Origin of the sequence: uncultured Shewanella sp., from assembly GCF_947497935.1 — a bacterium.
GTDB lineage: Bacteria > Pseudomonadota > Gammaproteobacteria > Enterobacterales > Shewanellaceae > Shewanella.
The window spans coordinates 1-19,264 of sequence record NZ_CANMIO010000027.1 but is presented as its reverse complement, the minus strand read 5'-3'; the positions used below and the strand labels follow the sequence as shown (position 1 = coordinate 19,264).

General features: G+C 47.0%; 13 protein-coding genes. 8 read left to right on the top strand and 5 right to left on the bottom strand.

Features of this window, described 5'->3' with window-relative positions; genetic code table 11:
* Positions 1-3: 3 nt before the first annotated feature.
* The gene (rep, locus tag Q1A86_RS19590) at positions 4-2,019 is read right to left on the bottom strand and encodes a DNA helicase Rep (protein ID WP_299810635.1); all 2,016 of its coding nucleotides are present in this window, start codon (positions 2,017-2,019) and stop codon (positions 4-6) included.
* 239 nt (positions 2,020-2,258) lie between these two features.
* Here rep and Q1A86_RS19585 point away from each other — a divergent pair, with 239 nt between their 5' ends.
* The 4 genes from Q1A86_RS19585 (at position 2,259) to Q1A86_RS19570 (ending at position 7,545) form a co-directional block, all read left to right on the top strand.
* Positions 2,259-2,837, top strand: coding sequence for a TetR/AcrR family transcriptional regulator (locus Q1A86_RS19585; RefSeq protein WP_299810632.1), 579 nt, complete (start codon positions 2,259-2,261; stop codon positions 2,835-2,837).
* Between the two features lie 15 nt (positions 2,838-2,852).
* The gene (locus Q1A86_RS19580) at positions 2,853-3,971 is read left to right on the top strand and encodes an efflux RND transporter periplasmic adaptor subunit (protein ID WP_299810629.1); all 1,119 of its coding nucleotides are present in this window, start codon (positions 2,853-2,855) and stop codon (positions 3,969-3,971) included.
* Between the two features lie 15 nt (positions 3,972-3,986).
* Entirely contained in the window at positions 3,987-7,079 is a 3,093-nt protein-coding gene (locus Q1A86_RS19575; RefSeq protein WP_299810626.1) for a multidrug efflux RND transporter permease subunit, read from the top strand.
* 211 nt (positions 7,080-7,290) lie between these two features.
* The gene (locus Q1A86_RS19570; protein ID WP_012153625.1) at positions 7,291-7,545 is read left to right on the top strand and encodes an accessory factor UbiK family protein; all 255 of its coding nucleotides are present in this window, start codon (positions 7,291-7,293) and stop codon (positions 7,543-7,545) included.
* A 66-nt stretch (positions 7,546-7,611) separates the two neighbouring features.
* Here the strand turns inward: Q1A86_RS19570 and Q1A86_RS19565 are convergent, their stop codons facing one another.
* Positions 7,612-8,472, bottom strand: coding sequence for a DUF417 family protein (locus tag Q1A86_RS19565; RefSeq protein ID WP_299810617.1), 861 nt, complete (start codon positions 8,470-8,472; stop codon positions 7,612-7,614).
* Between the two features lie 236 nt (positions 8,473-8,708).
* Between Q1A86_RS19565 and Q1A86_RS19560 the strand changes: the two genes are divergently transcribed.
* From Q1A86_RS19560 to Q1A86_RS19545, 4 genes are all read left to right on the top strand, one after another.
* Positions 8,709-9,515, top strand: coding sequence for a phosphatase PAP2 family protein (locus Q1A86_RS19560; RefSeq protein ID WP_299810614.1), 807 nt, complete (start codon positions 8,709-8,711; stop codon positions 9,513-9,515).
* 124 nt (positions 9,516-9,639) lie between these two features.
* On the top strand, positions 9,640-10,116 hold the full coding sequence (locus Q1A86_RS19555) for an Lrp/AsnC family transcriptional regulator (RefSeq protein WP_299810611.1): 477 nt from the start codon (positions 9,640-9,642) through the stop codon (positions 10,114-10,116).
* 476 nt (positions 10,117-10,592) lie between these two features.
* A complete protein-coding gene (locus tag Q1A86_RS19550) occupies positions 10,593-11,948 on the top strand; it encodes a sodium-dependent transporter (RefSeq protein ID WP_299810608.1) in 1,356 nt (451 codons plus the stop codon).
* A 190-nt stretch (positions 11,949-12,138) separates the two neighbouring features.
* Positions 12,139-14,124 (top strand): TonB-dependent copper receptor, encoded by a 1,986-nt coding sequence (locus tag Q1A86_RS19545; RefSeq protein ID WP_299810605.1) that lies wholly within the window; start codon positions 12,139-12,141, stop codon positions 14,122-14,124.
* A gap of 164 nt (positions 14,125-14,288) precedes the next feature.
* Here the strand turns inward: Q1A86_RS19545 and Q1A86_RS19540 are convergent, their stop codons facing one another.
* From Q1A86_RS19540 to ilvD, 3 genes are all read right to left on the bottom strand, one after another.
* Positions 14,289-15,425 (bottom strand): alanine--glyoxylate aminotransferase family protein, encoded by a 1,137-nt coding sequence (locus Q1A86_RS19540; RefSeq protein ID WP_299810602.1) that lies wholly within the window; start codon positions 15,423-15,425, stop codon positions 14,289-14,291.
* 287 nt (positions 15,426-15,712) lie between these two features.
* A complete protein-coding gene (ilvA, locus tag Q1A86_RS19535; RefSeq protein WP_299810600.1) occupies positions 15,713-17,263 on the bottom strand; it encodes a threonine ammonia-lyase, biosynthetic in 1,551 nt (516 codons plus the stop codon).
* A gap of 28 nt (positions 17,264-17,291) precedes the next feature.
* On the bottom strand, positions 17,292-19,139 hold the full coding sequence (ilvD, locus tag Q1A86_RS19530) for a dihydroxy-acid dehydratase (RefSeq protein WP_299810597.1): 1,848 nt from the start codon (positions 19,137-19,139) through the stop codon (positions 17,292-17,294).
* Positions 19,140-19,264 lie beyond the last annotated feature (125 nt).

Genomic DNA, 19,264 nt, shown 5'->3' with positions numbered 1-19,264 from the left:
AAACTACTTATTCTTGAACATATCTCTTAGGTTCGCGATATTCGCTTTGCCCGACTGCTGACGCTGCTCAACAGTTTGCACCGGTTTACGGTTTTCCCAGATAAGGTCATCTTGAGGAAGCTCCATCAAGAAGCGACTCGGCTCACAGCGAATGGTTTCACCAAATTGGCGTCGCTCACGGCAGATAACAAACCACAGCTCTCTTTGCGCACGGGTGATCCCCACATATGCTAGTCGACGCTCTTCATCGACGTTATCTTCATCGATACTGCTTTGGTGTGGCAGAATTCGTTCTTCGGCGCCCACCATAAACACATAAGGAAATTCCAGTCCCTTAGAGGCGTGTAACGTCATAAGCTGAACCTGATCGCCCCCCTCATCTTCGTTATTTCGCTCCATCATGTCGCGTAGCGTAAGACGGGTAACCACCTCAGGCAATGTCATGCCTTCATCTAAATCGTCGCCTTGCAGCATCTCAGTTACCCAGCGGTATAGTTCTGAAATGTTCTTCATGCGCATTTCAGCCGCTTTTGCGCTGGTACTGGTCTCGTACAGGTAGTCTTCGTAGTTAATTTTTCGAATTAACTGCTTAACGGCTTCGACGGGATCGCCACGTTCGGCGCAATCACCCGTTTCAACCACGAAACGACCAAACTGATACAGAGACGACATGGCTGCAGGCGGTAATTCATGATTTAAGTCGGCCTCAAAAATAGCAGCAAACATCGAGATCTGCTTCTTATTGGCAAAATTACCTAGGCGCTCAAGCGTTGCCGGGCCAATCCCTCGCTTAGGCAAGTTAACGATGCGCAAGAAGGCATTATCATCATCGGGGTTAACCACTAAACGCAGGTAAGCCATGATGTCTTTGATCTCGGCGCGACCAAAGAAAGAGGTACCGCCACTCAACTTATAAGGAATGCGGTTGGTCATCAAAGCTCGCTCAAGTAAGCGTGACTGATGGTTACCACGATACAGAATCGCGTAATCCCCGTACGAGGTTTTACCCACGAACTTATGGCGGATCATCTCTGCGACGACTCGCTCCGCTTCTTGTTCTTCGTTTGCAGCTATCAGTACCCTGATAGGCTCCCCGTATGCCAACTCACTGAACAGAGCTTTTTCATATACGTGCGGGTTGTTAGCAATGAGAATGTTGGCCGCACGCAAGATGCGCTGGCTAGAGCGATAGTTTTGCTCTAGCTTGATCAGTTTCAACCTAGGAAAGTCTTTGCCCAAGAGCACCAAGTTTTGTGGTTTAGCGCCACGCCATGAATAGATAGACTGATCGTCATCACCTACCACGGTAAAGCGGGCACGTTCGCCAACCAGCAACTTAACCATCTCATATTGGCTGGTGTTGGTGTCTTGATACTCATCCACCAGCATATATTGAATGCGCGTCTGCCAGCGAGTTCTTACCTCTTCATTCTGCCTCAGCAATAGAGTCGGTAATAGAATCAAATCATCGAAGTCGAGCGCGTTATAAGCCTTCATATGCTGAGCGTATCGCTGATACAAGAGCGCAAAAAGTTGCTGCTGTTCATCTTTGGCAATTTTACGCGCTTGCTCTGGAATAACTAAGTCACCTTTCCAGTTAGAAATGGTAGTCGCCAGCAGTCTCAGCAGATCTTTATCTTCGTCTAACTCATCCTGAGTCAGCTCCTTTAATAGCGCTAACGTATCTTGATCATCAAACAGTGAAAAGCCAGCCTTTAAGCCAACCACCTTATGCTCGCGTTTAATAATCTCTAAGCCTAAGGTATGGAACGTAGAGATCCATAACCCTCGCGCTTCTTTGCGCCCCATAGACTGCGACACACGCTCTTTCATCTCGCGCGCCGCTTTATTGGTAAAAGTTACCGCAGCAATATTGCGTGCTTTATAGCCACACTTTTCTACCAGATAGGCGATCTTATTAATGATCACTCTGGTCTTGCCACTGCCAGCGCCTGCGAGTACTAAGCAAGGACCACTCACATAGTGTACGGCATCATTTTGTCCGGGATTGAGCTTCATGGATACGTTATAACCAAGGTATTAAGGAAGGCATTAAAAAAGGAATGATAGCAGAAAGGCTCTAGCAAGCGGAAAAGTTATCGACAATATCTCCTCCTTGCCAATTACCGACTATATTTATCAATAACTAACTCATTAGCTTATTTGTAAAGTGGCGAAGTTTTACCATTGTTCTATTGCCAATAGCTTGGTCGAACATTAAACTAATGAATGAACGTTCATTCACTTTAGATGCTATTATGCACAACAAATACGATCTTATTCTTCGTGCCGCTGAAAAAATTATCGCAACAGGCGGAATACAGGGCCTGTCTATGCAACAAGTTGCAACAGAGGCAGGTGTCGCCGCTGGTACCATTTATCGCTATTTCAAAGATAAGAATGAGCTCATCTTAGAGCTCAGAAAAGACGTCTTGTCGCAAGTTGCTGGCGCCATCTTGGCCGACCATGACATAGGCACGCTCGAGCAGAGATTTAAACGGATTTGGATGAAAATGCATAACTACGGCAAACAGCGAACGCCAACCAATTTAAGCTATGAGCAATACGCGCACTTACCGGAAAGTAATACCGATGAGATCCGCAAGTTAGAAATGCAGCTATTTGCTCCATTACAACAACTCTTTGAAGAGGGTGTGAAGCAAGGGCTGATCCAGCCTTTAAACCCTAGATTCCTATACGCTATCGCGATGGAGCCCTCTATGGCACTGGCGCGATCCATTAGGCGCGGCCTAATTGAATACGACGAAAAAGATATCACACTTGCCTGCGATCTTTGCTGGCAAGCCATTCTAATCCCAACTACACCGACAAACTAAAGGAGTTATCAGGACATGAAAAAATGGACCCTGGTGATGATCATCATTGCAGTACTGGCCTTTGGCTCAGTCATTGGCTTCAATCTTTTTATTAAAGGAAAAATTGCCGATGCAATTGCTAACATGCCTGAAGCGGTGGCTCCGGTCACGGCTATCGATATAAAAGAGGGCAAATGGCAGCCAACGATTAACGCGATTGGATTTGTTGAGCCTAATCAAGGTGTCACCATTGCAAATGAGTTATCCGGTGTAGTTTCTGCAATTCGCTTTGAAAACGGCAGTGAGGTTCAAACGGGTCAAATGCTTGTAGAACTAGACTCCAAAGTAGAGAAAGCCAACCTTAAGAGTAAGCAAGTGCAGCTACCCGCAGCCGAAGCGGACTATAAGCGCCTAAGTAAACTCTACAAGCAAAACTCCATCTCTAAGCAAGATCTCGATAATAGCCAGTCTAAGTACTTAGCGTTAATGGCTGATATCGAAAGCTTGAGTGCTACCATAGGCCGCCGTGAGATAAGAGCGCCTTTTACAGGCCTAGTCGGTATTCGTAACGTCAACTTAGGTGAGTACCTGCAAACCGGTACGGATATCGTCCGCCTTGAAGATATCAGCACCATGAAGATCCGCTTTACCATTCCACAAACCCAGCTTCCTCGAATAGAGACAGGCCAAGTCGTACATGTCTATGTCGACGCCTACCCAACCGAGCCATTTGAAGGGACTATTGCGGCAATTGAACCCGCTGTTTTCTATCAAAGTGGTTTGATTCAGGTGCAAGCGCAGATCCCAAATTCTCACGGAAAACTACGCAGCGGAATGTTTGCTAAGGTCGATATCATGCTGCCGGAGTTAACCCAGCAGGTAGTGATACCACAAACTGCGATTAGCTTTACGCTCTACGGCGATTCTGTCTATGTGATTGAAGAGAAGAACGAAGATGGCGAGCAAGTAAAGCGTGTTAAGCAGGTGAATGTAAAAGTCCTTGAGCGCGATGATATAAATGCACTCATAGTCGGTGGCGTGAAGGCTGGCGATACCGTTGTCACCTCGGGTCAAGTACGCTTAAGTAACAACACAAAAGTCAAAGTGACTGAGGATGATGCACTTACCCCTCCAGCCACATTGCCACAGTTGTAAGCGGAGGATTTGGCGATGCGCTTCACTGATATATTTATACGCAGGCCGGTACTCGCGGCCTCCATCAGTTTTCTGATATTACTGCTTGGCTTCTATGCGCTTAAAAGCATGCAGGTACGAGAATATCCGGAGATGACCAACACCGTAGTGACAGTTACCACCAGTTACTACGGCGCCGACTCTAATTTGATCCAGGGTTTTATTACTCAACCCCTGGAACAAGCGTTAGCCCAGGCTGACAACGTTGACTTTATGACATCAGACAGCTTTTTAGGTAGCTCTAAAATCACTGTTTATATGAAGCTCAACACCGACCCCAACGGTGCCTTAGCCGATATCTTAGCTAAGGTAAACTCGGTACGCTCTCAGTTACCTAAAGAGGCTGAAGATCCTACTGTTGAGATGTCTACTGGCTCACAAACCTCAGCCCTCTATATCTCTTTCTATAGTGATCAAATTAACTCAAGTCAGATCACCGATTATCTAGAACGTGTGGTTAAGCCAGAGCTATTTACTATCAATGGTGTCGCCAAGGTGAACCTATACGGTGGTATCAAATACGCCATGCGTATATGGCTAGATCCTGCTCGTATGGGGGCATTTAACCTATCATCGACCGATGTCATGAACGTCTTGCAGGCCAACAACTATCAGTCTGCAGTAGGTCAAACCAATAATACCTTCACCTTAATCAACGGCACGGCTGACACCCAGGTTGCCACCGTTGCAGAACTAAAGAAACTCGTTATTGGTAGCAAAGATGGCATGGTGATCCGCTTAGGGGATATTGCCGATGTTAATTTAGATAAGAGCCACGATGTCTATCGCGCTTTAGCCGATGGCCAAGAAGCGGTTGTAGTCGGTCTTGACGTTACCCCAACTGCCAATCCGTTAATCGTGGCAGCCGATGCCCGCGCCATGATGCCTCAAATCACACGTAACCTACCGATCTCGATTAAGGCACGTATTCTATATGACTCATCACTGGCGATTGATGAATCCATTGATGAGGTGATTAAGACAATTGGTGAAGCTGCATTGATTGTAATCGTAGTGATCACCCTGTTCTTAGGCTCATTTAGAGCGGTTATTATTCCAATTGTCACCATCCCGCTGTCCTTAATTGGTGTAGCGATTATCATGCAGATGTTTGGCTTCACTCTTAACTTGATGACACTGCTAGCCATGGTGCTAGCCATCGGTCTGGTGGTGGATGATGCCATCGTGGTGGTGGAAAATGTCGACAGACATATCAAGCTAGGTGAAACGCCATTTAGGGCGGCGATTATCGGTACTAGAGAAATTGCCGTTCCAGTTATCTCTATGACCATTACTTTAGCAGCGGTTTACGCCCCTATCGCCTTAATGGGTGGTGTGACTGGTTCGCTGTTTAAAGAGTTTGCGTTAACGCTGGCGGGCGCCGTCTTTATATCAGGTATCGTGGCACTGACTCTATCACCAATGATGTGCTCTAAAATCCTTAAGGCACACGCAGAGCCCAACCGCTTTGAGCGTGGTGTAGAGAACTTCTTAGAAGGCTTAACCAGCCGCTACAATCGCATGCTTACCGCCGTACTGGATAAGCGACCTGTGGTTATCGCTTTTGCTATTATCGTATTTGCCTCTCTGCCAGTAATGTTTAACTTCATTCCATCAGAACTGGCTCCCAGTGAAGATAAAAGCGTAGTGATGATGATGGGCACCGCACCATCGAGCGCTAACTTGGATTACATCCAAGCAAATATGAAAATCGTCACCGATATGATTAGCGCTCAGCCAGAATCTGCGGCATCACTTGCTTTCGTAGGCGTGCCAAATGCTAACCAAGCCTTTGGTATCGCACCGCTTGTGCCTTGGAGTGAGCGTGATAAGAGCCAGAAGCAGATGCAGGAATTCTTTGGTAAAGAGGTTAAAAATGTTCCCGGAATGGCGGTGACCACCTTCCAGATGCCTGAACTGCCAGGTGCATCTAGTGGCCTACCAATTCAGTTCGTGATCACCAGCTCAACCTCTTTCGAAAGCTTATTCCAAATCGGTTCAGGCGTACTCGAAAAAGTGCAAAAAAGTCCACTCTTCGTATACTCTGAGGTCAACTTAAAGTTTGATTCGGGGTCGATGAAAATCCATATCAAACGTGATGTGGCGGGTGCCTATGGCATCACCATGCAAGATATAGGTTTAACCCTAACCACCATGATGAGTGATGGCTATGTTAACCGTATTAACTTGGATGGGCGCTCTTATGAGGTGATCCCTCAAGTTGAACGTAAGCTCCGCGCCAACCCAGAGGCACTCGCAGGCTACTACTTAACTGCGGCCGATGGACGTTCAGTGCCACTAGCAAGTTTAGTGGATATAGAAATGGTATCAGAGCCACGTTCACTGCCACACTTTAATCAGATGAACGCAATTACCGTTGGTGGTGTTGCAGCGCCTGGCGTGGCAATTGGTGATGCGATTGCCTTCCTAAAGAATATCGGTGATAACGAACTCCCTAAAGGTTATAGCTATGACTTCCTAGGTGAAGCACGTCAATACGTCACCGAGGGTTCAGCACTTTATGCCACCTTTGGTTTAGCACTGGCTATCATCTTCTTAGTCTTGGCAAGTCAATTTGAGAGCCTTAAAGATCCTTTGGTTATCTTAGTATCAGTGCCTCTGGCGATTAGTGGTGCCTTAGTGGCCTTAGGTTGGACTCATGTATTTGGCTTGTCGTCGATGAACATCTACACTCAGGTCGGCTTGATTACCTTGGTGGGCCTTATCACTAAGCACGGTATCTTGATGTGTGAGGTGGCAAAGGAGGAGCAGTTGCATAATGCTCTCAGTAAAGTCGATGCCATTAAGCATGCGGCAACCATACGTTTGCGTCCAATTCTAATGACAACGGCGGCGATGATCGCAGGCTTGATCCCACTGCTCTTTGCCTCAGGAGCCGGTGCTGTTGCTCGCTTTAATATCGGCCTAGTGATTGTATCGGGTCTTGCTATCGGTACCGTGTTTACCCTGTTTGTATTACCAGTGATCTACACCTACCTAGCAGAGAAACACGAGCCACTTCCGGTATTCGATGAAGCGCTCAATACCGCTGAAGAGGTTAATGCTTAAGCTCTAGCTGTTATATAGCCTAAGCAACTAAACCTAAACGAGTGAAGCTAAGCCTAAAAGCCTGCTGCGATAGCAGGCTTTTTTATTACCCAATCACGTTCACATAACGCAATCTTCTTATTGCAGACTGTGGTGATTATTTTGGCAATATAACTGAGCTCAGGTACAATCAAAGAATAACAGGCACTATGTACTTAAGCGGATATAGACAATGATTAACCCAAAGAAAATTGAAGAAGTCGCTAAGCAGTTAAGCGAAAACCTTCCTAGTGGATTAAAGCAATTTGCGGGCGAATTTGAAGAACGTAGCAAGCAGGTTTTACAAAACCAACTGCAAAAGTTAGATGTAGTATCTCGTGAAGAGTTTGAGGTGCAGCAGCACGTTCTAATCAAGACTCGCGAGAAGCTAGAAGCATTACAAGCACAAGTCGACGCCCTTGAAGCTAAGCTTAACTCTGCAGAGTAAGTTTGTATCCAGCACAAAAAAAGAGCATCATTAATGATGCTCTTTTTGTTTCTCGCATACAGCGATTTATAAGGCTCGCTTGCTTTTCTCTAGCATCTTGGCAAATAGTAAAATACTACAAGCCAATAAGGCTAAATCTTTCACAATAAACTGACCACTGCCTGTGAGCATAGGCACTGTTGAACTGGTTTCATAAGCGGGTAAGGTGATTAGAAACGTTTGCGTTGCAGCAAAGGTTAACGCAGCAACGGCAAGGCCTAAGCCATAGGCTTTATTTGACCATGACACTAACGCAATACCAACCACAGCAATCAGCTCTATCACACCAATAAAATACGAGCCGTGCAATACGCTAAAGAAATCGTATATCCAACTAAACAGCGGGCTAGTCCGCATTAAACCTTCAATGCCGTCGGCTTCATACTGGGTAAACTTCATGCCGCCAATCCATGCCATCACTAGCACGATCCCAGCTAACATCAATTTTTCTGCCACAGTATTGAGCGCTTGTTTACCATCATAATAAGAAGCTATAAATATCGCTAAGGCCGAAATTCCTAAATACTTAATAAGACCTTGCCCCGCACCAATTGCCGGAAAGCCGCCCAAACTTTCGATCCATACAGGGTGAGTAAACAGCATTAATAACGGCACAACGGCGAGTCCAGCGTAAAAGTAAATCATTAACTGCGCCCAGCCATTTTGCGGCTTAAACAGCGCGAGCACCGTCAGTAACTGCACAACACCAATTGCAGCGCTAAGCCAAGGTAGGTCAGGCAAGCCAACCGCCATTAATTGCTTAGTGAAATAGCTTGAATCATTTGCAGTAAATCTAGGCATTGCCGTCAGCAATAAAAAGCTCGCTAATAAGATCCGTGCGCTCACAACGCCGCGAGCAAGGGACAAGTGTTTTAGTATATTTGACATGTTAGGCTCCAATTTTTTGCAGTAGACCTGCAAAATCAGTAATGCCTTTCATCCAATTAAGTATTCCATTAAATAAGATTAATTTACGCTTCATCCGTAGGGGCTAGAATGTCGCTACTTCGACAGTTAATCTTGTTAGAGCGCTAGTCTTGTTAAATAGATAGCCTTGTTTAATCGTTAGTTTTTTTAATAACGGCCAACTTTCAGGGCTTTGTAAATTACGTACTGAGGCATTTTTGAATAATTTAAATCCAGACAAGCACAATCAATTTTTGCCTCAACATACCAATAAGCTCATGCTGGCTGCATGGTCAGTGCTATTAATGATCCCAGCAGCTATCTACCTAACCGCCAGTAGTTTATTCCCCTGTATCGCCTTAAACACTTGGCTGTCTGAAGCCCTTTATTGGCTAACCAGCACCGGCACTGCACCTTATGGCATCATCACTGGCTTACTTATTCTCACGACGTGCTATCGCTGCATGAGCAAAGCACATTTCCTAAAGCTAGTCTTAGCCGTTTCCATTAGTATGGCGGCCACATTAAGCCTTAATCACTTTTTGAAACCCTACTTTGCTGAGCCTCGCCCCAATGCAACTCTGTTAGAGCAAGAGTACTTGCTTAACACTCAAGATTTTTATCAACATGGCAAAGCAGAGAAAAGAGAGATTATAGGAATGGCTATTCAGCAACTTGATGTTGCTCGCCCAGACCTACAGCTTAGCGCTTCTATTAAGCGTCACTGGCAACATGAAGTCGGTTACGCCTTTCCATCTGGCCACACGCTATTTGCAGTCACCTTAGCTCTCGTTGTTGGCTACTATCTATTACTCGCAGGTAACCTTGCCATGCCGTTGGTTTTATTATCCTGGGCAATTGCTATGGGCTTTAGCCGTATGCTGCTTGGCATGCACTGGCCGCAAGATGTCTTAGCCTCCACCGCCATAGGCGGAAGCATCGCCTTTAGCAGTATCTACGCCACTCAGGCACTCTGGCCTAGACTCAGTCTGCTGCTGCCTTCAAAACTAAAAGCCGCCTATTGATAAATTAAGCAGGCCTCTTTATGAGGGGCCAGTAGGATAGGCTGCTTGCGCTTGATATCAATTAAGGTATTCTGCCTGCAAAGAAAATAATACCGATTAACCCCAACTCTGGTGAGAAGCAAGCATGGCTGAACTGCAATTAGACAAAATTGATCTGCATATCCTTAAATTGATGCAGCAACATGGAAAATTGTCCAACCAAGAACTTGCCGAGAAAGTCGGTTTATCACCCTCGCCCTGTTCGAGACGAGTGAAGTCACTGGAAGAGGCTGGCTATATTGCTGGCTACGCCACTTTGCTGAGCGCCGACCATTTTGATCTTGCTCTAACCGCCTATATCCAAGTCCGTTTAGAGAAACACTCCACCGAAATTTTAGAGGCTTTCGAAGACAAGGTAAGCAGCTATGATGAAGTGCAAGAGTGCTGCCTACTCACGGGTAGCGACGCCGATTACCAACTTAAGGTGCTTGTTAGAGACATGAAGCACTTTAAAGTCTTCCTGCTCGATAAGCTCACCACCAACGATCATATCGCGGGCGTACGTTCAAGCTTCGTGCTGAAGCAAGTTAAAAACCAAACCAGTATTCCACTGCCGATTTAACCCTCTTCGGGGCTCCTTGGATTGGTACAGCTTAAGTGGCCAGTCTTTCGGTCTACATTTTTTATGTTTAGCGCTTACTTAATTCCCCCTTATGTTGGCTCTGAGCTCTTGGGTTTAAACCCTTTTGATTTAGCACTGACTTAATCTTGCCTTCTTCGCCCCTCAATCGAGCGGCACAAGATGTCCCTCGTAGATCCCTGATTGGTCATAGCGACTATAATCTGTGCATTCGGTCGCATTTTCTCCTTTAATCGGCAAATGATTTTATTGCGCGCAGTCATAGATAAAAACAGACTTACGCAATCAAGTATCGCCTTATATCACTAAAACGACAAACTACGTCGCTTTAGATTAAATAATTAAAATAAAGCATCAACAAAACAATTTTAAGCGCTAATTTAAGGCGTTGACGTATCATTTTAAAGCACTAATATGCGCGCTCTTAATTGACAAAGAAGCACAGAAAGAGAGCTCCAATGAGTACAGTAAAACAAGGGCACTTCAGCTCGAGAATAGGCTTTATTATGGCGGCGGCAGGCTCGGCTGTCGGTGTCGGTAATATCTGGGGCTTCCCCACTCAAGCAGCCACCCACGGCGGCGGCGCATTCTTGCTTGTTTATCTGTTTCTAATCTTGGTACTGGGTTATCCCATGCTCCTCGCGGAGTTAATGATTGGTCGCCATGGGCAGACTAACCCAGCCGATGCCATGGCTAAGGTGGCGACGAAACCGTTGGCCAAGAAGATAGGTAAGGCAATCGGCTTTATCTCCATCATTACTGCCACCTTAATTTGTACTTTCTACAGCATTTTATCGGGCTGGTTTGTCAGCTTTGCTATCGCACCCATTGCCGAATTGACTGGCCAGACTGAGACCGCTTCTTGGTTGATGGACTTCTCCTTGTCTCGCAATCTGGTGTTCACCCTTATTTTCATCGCTTTGGTGATCTTAGTGATCCGCCAGGGGGTGCAAAAAGGCATTGAGCGCTGGTCAAAACGTCTAATGCCTATGTTGTTATTGATCTTAGTTGCTGGTGTAGCTTATATCTTGACTCAACCCGGGGCGATGCAAGGTCTAGAAGTATTATTGGTGCCTGATTTCTCACGGGTGTTTGACGCCGATGTGCTAATTGGCGCCTTGGGCCAAACCTTCTTCTCTCTAACCATAGGCACAGCAGCTATGATGGTTTATGGCGCTTACTTAAGCCAGAAAGAAGACTTAAGCAAACTGACCGCCTACGTTACTTTGACCGATACCTGCGTGGCATTTTTAGCCGCACTTATGGTGCTACCAGCCATGTATGTGGCACAGCACAACGGTGTACAGATTTTTGCCGAAGATGGCAGCTTGCTGAATTCTGACACCTTAGTGTTTACCGTACTGCCTGCCCTGTTCGACACCATTGGTGGTATAAGCCAGTACTTGCTAGCCATCACTTTCTTCATCTTAATGACGATAGCCGGCCTAACATCGGCTATCTCAATCGTTGAGGTGCCCACCAGTTACCTAGTGGAGAAAACCAACTTAAGCCGTGACAAGGCCACATTCTTGGTGGGTAGTGTCATTGCAGCGCTGTCTATGGTGGTAGTGTTTAACTTCGAGTTGTTATTCGGCTTTATGATCACCATGACCACAGAGCGAGCCCAGCCACTGATTGCACTCGGTATCGCCATCTACTTGGGGTGGGTCTGGAACAGAAACCAGCTAATAAGTGCCATTGCCGCACAAGATAAGGTCAATACTGATAGCCTGTTTTGGAAGGTATGGCCTTGGTATGTTAAATACGTTTGCCCTGTGCTTATCATCATGATTATCGTGCAGTTAATTAGCTAATACATCACTATTTAATTCACTGTAATAAGGGCGATTTTATCGCCCTTTTTTTATACGCTACGCCAGTAAAAAGTGAGACGGGTCACACCCACCTGTGACCCTTTGTCGCACCTTGGGGAAAATTGGTTTATCGCCATCGTAAACCTCTGTAAAACAGCCCTAAAAATAAATAACAATAGCGATAACAGTGATGAACAAGAAAACAATGCTGACCCTTCCCGTGGTCACCTTAGGGCTGATTTCAATCCCAGCTTTCGCCGACACAATTCAAAAAAATAACGATCCTGAGCCAGTTGAGCGCATTATCGTCACTGGCGAATTGATGAAAGATCCGACCAAGACCTATACCGATCCTAAAAAGCCACGTCTACCACTACCGGCTTATGACGGTGCCGGATTTCTTAAAACTATTCCCGGTTTTAGTATCGGTCGTAAAGGTGGCGCAGGTGGCGATCCGAGTCTGCGCGGTCTAGGTGGCTCACGCTTAAGCATTGTCGACGATGGTCAGCATGTTTATGGCACCTGTGGCGGCCGCATGGATCCACCGACCGCCTATATCTATCCAGAAGCCTACGACAACATCACCGTCATCAAGGGCCCACAAACCGTAAAATACGGCCCCGTAGGCAGTGCCGGAACTGTGTTATTTGAGAAAGACCGTCACAATTTTGATGAGCCAGGACTCGATGGCCGTGCCAGTGTTACCGCAGGCAGTTTTGGTCGTACCGATTACTTAGTCGAACTGAAAGCTGGCGATGAGAAGCACTATTTCGACATGGATGTGAATCAGTCATCGAGCGACCACTATAAAGATGGCGATGGCAACGAGGTACAATCGAGTTACGACCGCTCAAACTATAACTTTGCACTAGGCTGGACGCCGAGCGAACAGACGGTACTCGAGCTGGCATATGGCAGCTCTTCTGGTGAAGCCGAGTATGCCGATCGCGCCAATAAAGCCCGTGAGATCAGCAACGAAAATCTTACCTTCCTGCTGCAACATGAGTTTGATAGTGAATGGCTAAATAATATCGAAGTTCAGGCCTACACCAATGAAAATGACCATGTTATGGATCAGTTCGACCAAGGCATAAATTCAGGGACTAACGTCAGACGTGGTACTCAGGGCGGTCATATTTGGGTTGATTTTACCCTAGCAAATGATTGGACTCTGACCACTGGCGCCGATTATATGGATAGCACCCACGAAGGTCGCAGCATCAATCCAGCCATAGATAACGGTTTAGACGACCTGCTAAATAAGCCATTTAAAGACAATATGCGCTATCAGGCAACTGGACTATTTGTAGAGTCTAGCTATGATCTTGCGGCGGGTAAGCTGCTTGCAGGTGCCCGTTATGATCACTGGAAAACCGAGCTAATGGTCGGCCAGAAAGGCGAACGCAGCGATGATCTCTTCAGTGGTTACGGCCGCTATGAACTCACTTTGGGCAACAGCCAGTACTATGCTGGGGTAGGCCATGCTCAACGTATGCCTGACTACTGGGAGATCATGAAATCAGACGTGAACAACCCAAGCCAGAAGGCATTCGATTTAGCGCCAGAGAAAACGACTCAACTCGATATTGGTTGGATCTATGAAGCCGATATCGCCATATCGACTTCACTATTTTACGGTGAGATCCGCGATTATATCTTGATCGATGCCAACCAAGGGCCTGCGGCTACAGCCTATAATATCGATGCTACAGTCTATGGCGGCGAAATCGCAGCAACCATCCCACTGACAGAGCATTTCTCAAGCCAAACCAGCGTGAGCTACAGCCATGGTGACAATGATACCGCTGGCACGCCACTTGGCCAGATCCCACCGCTAGAGGGACGCATCACCCTAGATTACCAATACAACCAGTGGACCGCAGGCCTACTTTGGCGCCTAGTCGCTGCCCAAGATAGAGTCGCGATTGGTGAAGGTAACATCTCTGGCCAGGATTTGGCTGAAAGTAGCGGTTTCGGCACCCTGTCTTTCAACGCTAGCTGGAAACATAACGAAGCTGTTTTAGTTAGCTTCGGAGTAGAGAACCTATTCGATATCACCTACGCAGAGCACATTAGTCGCTCTGGTGCGGGTAACGATATTCCAGGTAGCTCACCTATGTTCCAAGTTAACGAGCCGGGTCGTACCGCTTGGGTAAAAGTGGATTACACTTTCTAAAGAATTAAGATCCACAGCTAAAATCTATGGACCACGAAGCTCATGAAGAAAAGCTAGCCGTACTTTTTGTTTTCTTCGTGCCCTCTGTGTCGCAAACACAGTGAGCGCTTCGTGGTTTATTAAGACTTAATGGCATAGCTCTCAGAAAAGAGCTGTTAAAGTTTCTACGCCAATACTTCCTCTAGTGCTTTAAGACAAAGCGCAACATTTTCACGCCTCGCACCAAAGCCCATCAAGCCAATGCGCCATGCCTTGCCTGCTAGCGCACCAAGACCCGCACCGATCTCCAGATTATAATTCTCTAGCAGCTGCTTTCTGATCTTAGCGTCATCGATCCCCTCTGGAATATAAACCGCGTTTAACTGTGGTAAACGACTGTTCTCAGCCACTACAAATTTAAGCCCTAAACGCTGTAGTCCATGACGCAACACTTGATGCATGTCGGCATGACGTTGCCAAGCAAGCTCTAAGCCTTCCGCTGCTAACAAGCGTAGCGACTCATGCAGTGCATACAGGGCATTGACTGGCGCGGTATGATGGTAGCTACGCTTGCCATCACTCGAAGCATCCCAATACCCCATGACCAAAGTTTGATCCAGAAACCAACTTTGCACTGGCGTCTTGCGCCCTTTTAGCTTAGCGACTGCCGCAGGCGAAAACGACACAGGTGATAAACCCGGCACACAAGATAAGCACTTCTGGCTACCAGAGTAAATTGCATCAATACCCCATTCATCCACCAGCAACTCGACACCACCTAAAGAGGTCACCGCATCGACGATTGATAAACAGTCATGCTGCTTTGCTAGCGCACATAAGGTTTTAGCATCTGATAAAGCCCCCGTTGATGTTTCAGCATGCACAAATGCCAAAAATTTCGCATCAGGGTTTGCCGCTAATGCACTGGCAACTTGGTCGGCATCAACCGCCTCACCCCATTCGTTATCCACCACTACAGCAACACCGCCAACACGCTCAACGTTCTGGCGCATACGCTCACCGAACACGCCATTACGGCAAACAATCACTTTCTCACCCGGTTCAACTAAATTCACAAAGCAGGTTTCCATGCCTGCACTGCCTGGGGCAGAAACCGCCATTGTCATTTCGTTTTTAGTCTGAAATGCATATTGAATTAATGCTTTAAGCTCATCCATCATCTCGACAAACAGAGGGTCTAGGTGACCAATGGTAGGCTTAGACTGCGCTGCCAGCACCTCAGGGTAAACATCAGAAGGGCCGGGGCCCATTAAGGTGCGGCGAGGTGGATTAAATGACTCTATAAAGGGTGCTGGTAACATGATATTTCCTCTAATACTATCCGCTTTGATAGGTGACCGCTGTCATGCAGTTATAACGATAAATACCGTCAAGCCCCTACGTCTATAGTGAAGCCTACTTATGGATTAAATTGAGTCGGCATAAAATACTTGATTAGTATGAAAAACCGACTCCAATCCATACTACAAAAAAAGCTCTCTGCCTATCAACCAGATATATGAAAATATAGGTATTACTTTCTATTTATATGAAAAAGGCAGCGTCATATTAAATGATGCTGCCTTAGCCTGTGTACGCTTATTGTTGGTTAAGCGCGGTTATCTAAAAACAGCTGATAAGCAGGGCTTTCAGTTTCCTCTTGATAGACAAAACCTAACTCAGTTAAAAACTGTTTAAAGGCCAAATTATCACATTCTGGCACCTCAAAACCCGCTAATACTCGACCGTAAGCAGCGCCATGATTACGATAATGAAATAGGCTGATATTCCACTTACTCTGCAAGGTGGTTAAGAACTTAAATAGCGCGCCAGGATGCTCTGGAAATTCAAAGCTAAACAAACGTTCCTCTAGTGGCTCAGGCGGTTGCCCTCCCACCATATAGCGCACATGTAGCTTAGCGGTTTCATCATTAGATAGGTCTTGCACACCAAAGCCTTCTGACTCCAAGTTAGCAATGATGCCATCGAGTTCGCTCTGCCCTTGTGTTAAGCGAATTCCAGCAAACACCACAGCTTTATCACGACTACTGAAGCGGTAGTTAAATTCGGTCATCGCTCGCTTGTCTAACAGCTCGCAAAAACGCAAAAACACACCAGGGCGCTCCGGCACTTTAACCGCCAAAATCGCTTCTTTCTGCTCACCAAGTTCACAGCGCTCAGATACATAGCGCAAGCTATGAAAGTTCACGTTAGCGCCACTTAAGATTGCGCCTACTTTCTCGCCTTTACCATTAGTCCCGATATACTTCTTCAGCCCTGCCAGCGACAGCGCTCCCGACGGCTCGGCAATCGCTCGCGTATCTTCAAAGATATCCTTCACCGCAGCGCAGATTTCATCTGAACTCACGGTGATCACATCATCGACATACTCACGAGCCAATCTAAATGGTTCGGCGCCAATCTGCTTAACGGCCACGCCATCAGCAAACAAACCAACTTGCGGCAATATCACCCGCTCATCGGCTTCCAGTGCCGCCTTTAAACAGGCTGAATCTTCCGGCTCGACGCCTATAATCTTCACCTGTGGCATTACCGCTTTATAGTAAGCCGCAACCCCCGCAATTAAGCCACCGCCACCAACAGGTACAAACACCACTTCGAGATCGCGCTGCTGCTGCAACATCTCTTGCGCCACAGTGCCTTGGCCGGCAATAACGGCTTCGTCATCAAACGGCGCCACATAAACGCGGCCTTCATCGCGAGCCAAACTCTGCGCATAGGCGTTGGCCTGATCGAACGCTTGGCCATGGAGCACCACCTCTCCACCAAGGCGCCTAACGGCATCGACCTTAATATCGGGAGTTGTCTCAGGCATCACGATAACAGCGCTAATACCACGAGCAGACGCCGACATAGCGACACCTTGAGCATGGTTACCCGCCGAGGCGCACACCACGCCACATTCACACTGCTCTTTAGTTAGCTCAGCGATTTTGTTGTAAGCGCCGCGCAACTTAAACGAGTGCACTGGCTGCAGATCTTCACGTTTTAAAAATACCTGACAACCTAAACGTGCCGACAGCTTGTTAAGGCTAGAAAGCGGCGTAACTTTAGCCACATCATAAACTGACGACAGTAAAGTTTTCTGCAGATAATAGTGAGCCAAATCCAGTTGCGATTGTGATGCTAGAGCCAACATAAACTACCTCTTAATCCCGTTAAATCGATTAAACTAGCTTGCTAGTATCACGCACTGCGCCCTTATCGGCACTGGTCGCTAATAATGCATAGGCCTTAAGTGCCATTGATACTTGTCTTACTCGCCCTAGAGGCTTCCAAGCATCACTACCAAGCGCTTCCATTGCAGTGCGGCGCGCCGCTAACTCAATATCACTAATAGCGAGTTTGATTGAACGTGCCGGAATATCGATTTCGATACGATCGCCAGTTTGCACTAGACCGATAGTGCCGCCAGCAGCCGCTTCAGGTGAAACATGACCAATTGACAAGCCTGAAGTGCCACCCGAAAAACGACCATCGGTGATCAGCGCGCATTGTGTGCCTAGACCACGAGATTTCAAATAACTGGTTGGGTAAAGCATCTCTTGCATGCCTGGCCCTCCTTTAGGGCCTTCGTAACGAATAACCACCACGTCACCAGCAACCACTTCACCACCTAAAATACCGGCTACCGCATCATCTTGACTCTCGTACACCCGAGCGCTACCGACAAAGGTGTGATTTTCAACCTCGACGCCTGCGGTCTTAACGATACAACCATCAACAGCCACGTTGCCCGATAACACAGCAAGACCGCCTTCTTGGCTAAAGGCAAACTCACGGCTACGAATACAGCCTTCTTGGCGGTCATCATCAACGCTGTCCCAGCGACAATCTTGGCTAAAGGCTTTAGTCGTTGGAATACCTGCAGGGCCTGCTGAGAAGAACTTGCGTACTGCGGCATCATCACTCTGAGCGATATCGAATTTTGCCAATACTTCTGCAAGATTTTTGCCGGCTACGTGATAGGCATCGTTATGCAGTAAGTTAGCTCGGTCTAGCTCACCCAAAATACCCATTACGCCGCCAGCGCGGTGTACATCTTCCATATGGTATTTCGGCGTGGCTGGAGCCACTTTACACAAGTGCGGTACCAGGCGAGATAAACGGTCAATATCAGCCATAGTGAAATCGACTTCGGCTTCTTGCGCTGCTGCAAGTAAATGCAGCACGGTATTACTTGAGCCGCCCATGGCAATATCTAGCGTCATGGCATTTTCAAACGCCTTGAAGTTAGCGATATTACGCGGCAATGCCGACTCGTCATCATCGCGGTAATAGCGTGTGGCAAGATCCATAATACGGCGACCCGCTTCAAGGAAGAGTTCACGACGATCGGCGTGAGTCGCTAACATGGATCCGTTACCCGGCAATGATAAACCAAGCGCCTCGGTTAAACAGTTCATCGAGTTCGCAGTAAACATGCCTGAACATGAACCACATGTTGGGCAGGCGCTGCGCTCAATCTTTTCACTGTCTTCGTCAGATACGCGCTCATCTGCACCGGCAACCATGGCATCGACCAGATCTAGCTTGATAAGCTTGTCTGACAGTTTAGTTTTACCCGCTTCCATCGGGCCACCAGATACAAAAATCACTGGAATATTAAGGCGTAATGACGCCATTAGCATGCCAGGGGTGATCTTATCGCAGTTCGAGATACATACTAAGGCATCGGCGCAGTGTGCATTGACCATGTATTCCACGCTATCGGCAATCAACTCACGTGATGGCAAGCTGTAAAGCATACCGCCGTGGCCCATGGCGATGCCGTCATCAACGGCGATGGTATTAAATTCTTTAGCAATGCCACCAGCTTCTTCAATCGCGCCTGCAACCAAAGAGCCCATATCCTTAAGGTGCACATGGCCCGGTACAAACTGGGTAAACGAGTTTGAAATAGCGATAATCGGTTTTCCGAAGTCGTTATCTTTCACACCTGTTGCACGCCATAGCGCACGTGCTCCTGCCATGTTACGGCCTTCGGTACTGGTTGCTGAACGTAGTTTTGGCATTGCTTTTATCCTTTGTTTTATAAAGAAGGTTCTAGGCTTGAGTATTAGAGGTTCTAGGTTCTAGGTTCTAGGTTCTAGGTTCTAGGTTCTAGGTTCTAGGTTCTAGGTTCTAGGTTCTAGGTTCT

What these genes read in the sequence shown, in the direction of transcription:
- Q1A86_RS19585 (WP_299810632.1), top strand. Translation starts at nt 2,259, where the DNA reads ATGCACAACAAATACGATCTTATTCTTCGTGCCGCTGAAAAAATTATC.
- ilvA (WP_299810600.1), bottom strand. Translation starts at nt 17,263, where the DNA reads ATGTTGGCTCTAGCATCACAATCGCAACTGGATTTGGCTCACTATTAT.
- Q1A86_RS19540 (WP_299810602.1), bottom strand. Translation starts at nt 15,425, where the DNA reads ATGTTACCAGCACCCTTTATAGAGTCATTTAATCCACCTCGCCGCACC.
- Q1A86_RS19550 (WP_299810608.1), top strand. Translation starts at nt 10,593, where the DNA reads ATGAGTACAGTAAAACAAGGGCACTTCAGCTCGAGAATAGGCTTTATT.
- Q1A86_RS19570 (WP_012153625.1), top strand. Translation starts at nt 7,291, where the DNA reads ATGATTAACCCAAAGAAAATTGAAGAAGTCGCTAAGCAGTTAAGCGAA.
- Q1A86_RS19545 (WP_299810605.1), top strand. Translation starts at nt 12,139, where the DNA reads ATGAACAAGAAAACAATGCTGACCCTTCCCGTGGTCACCTTAGGGCTG.
- Q1A86_RS19565 (WP_299810617.1), bottom strand. Translation starts at nt 8,472, where the DNA reads ATGTCAAATATACTAAAACACTTGTCCCTTGCTCGCGGCGTTGTGAGC.
- Q1A86_RS19555 (WP_299810611.1), top strand. Translation starts at nt 9,640, where the DNA reads ATGGCTGAACTGCAATTAGACAAAATTGATCTGCATATCCTTAAATTG.
- Q1A86_RS19580 (WP_299810629.1), top strand. Translation starts at nt 2,853, where the DNA reads ATGAAAAAATGGACCCTGGTGATGATCATCATTGCAGTACTGGCCTTT.
- ilvD (WP_299810597.1), bottom strand. Translation starts at nt 19,139, where the DNA reads ATGCCAAAACTACGTTCAGCAACCAGTACCGAAGGCCGTAACATGGCA.
- Q1A86_RS19575 (WP_299810626.1), top strand. Translation starts at nt 3,987, where the DNA reads ATGCGCTTCACTGATATATTTATACGCAGGCCGGTACTCGCGGCCTCC.
- rep (WP_299810635.1), bottom strand. Translation starts at nt 2,019, where the DNA reads ATGAAGCTCAATCCCGGACAAAATGATGCCGTACACTATGTGAGTGGT.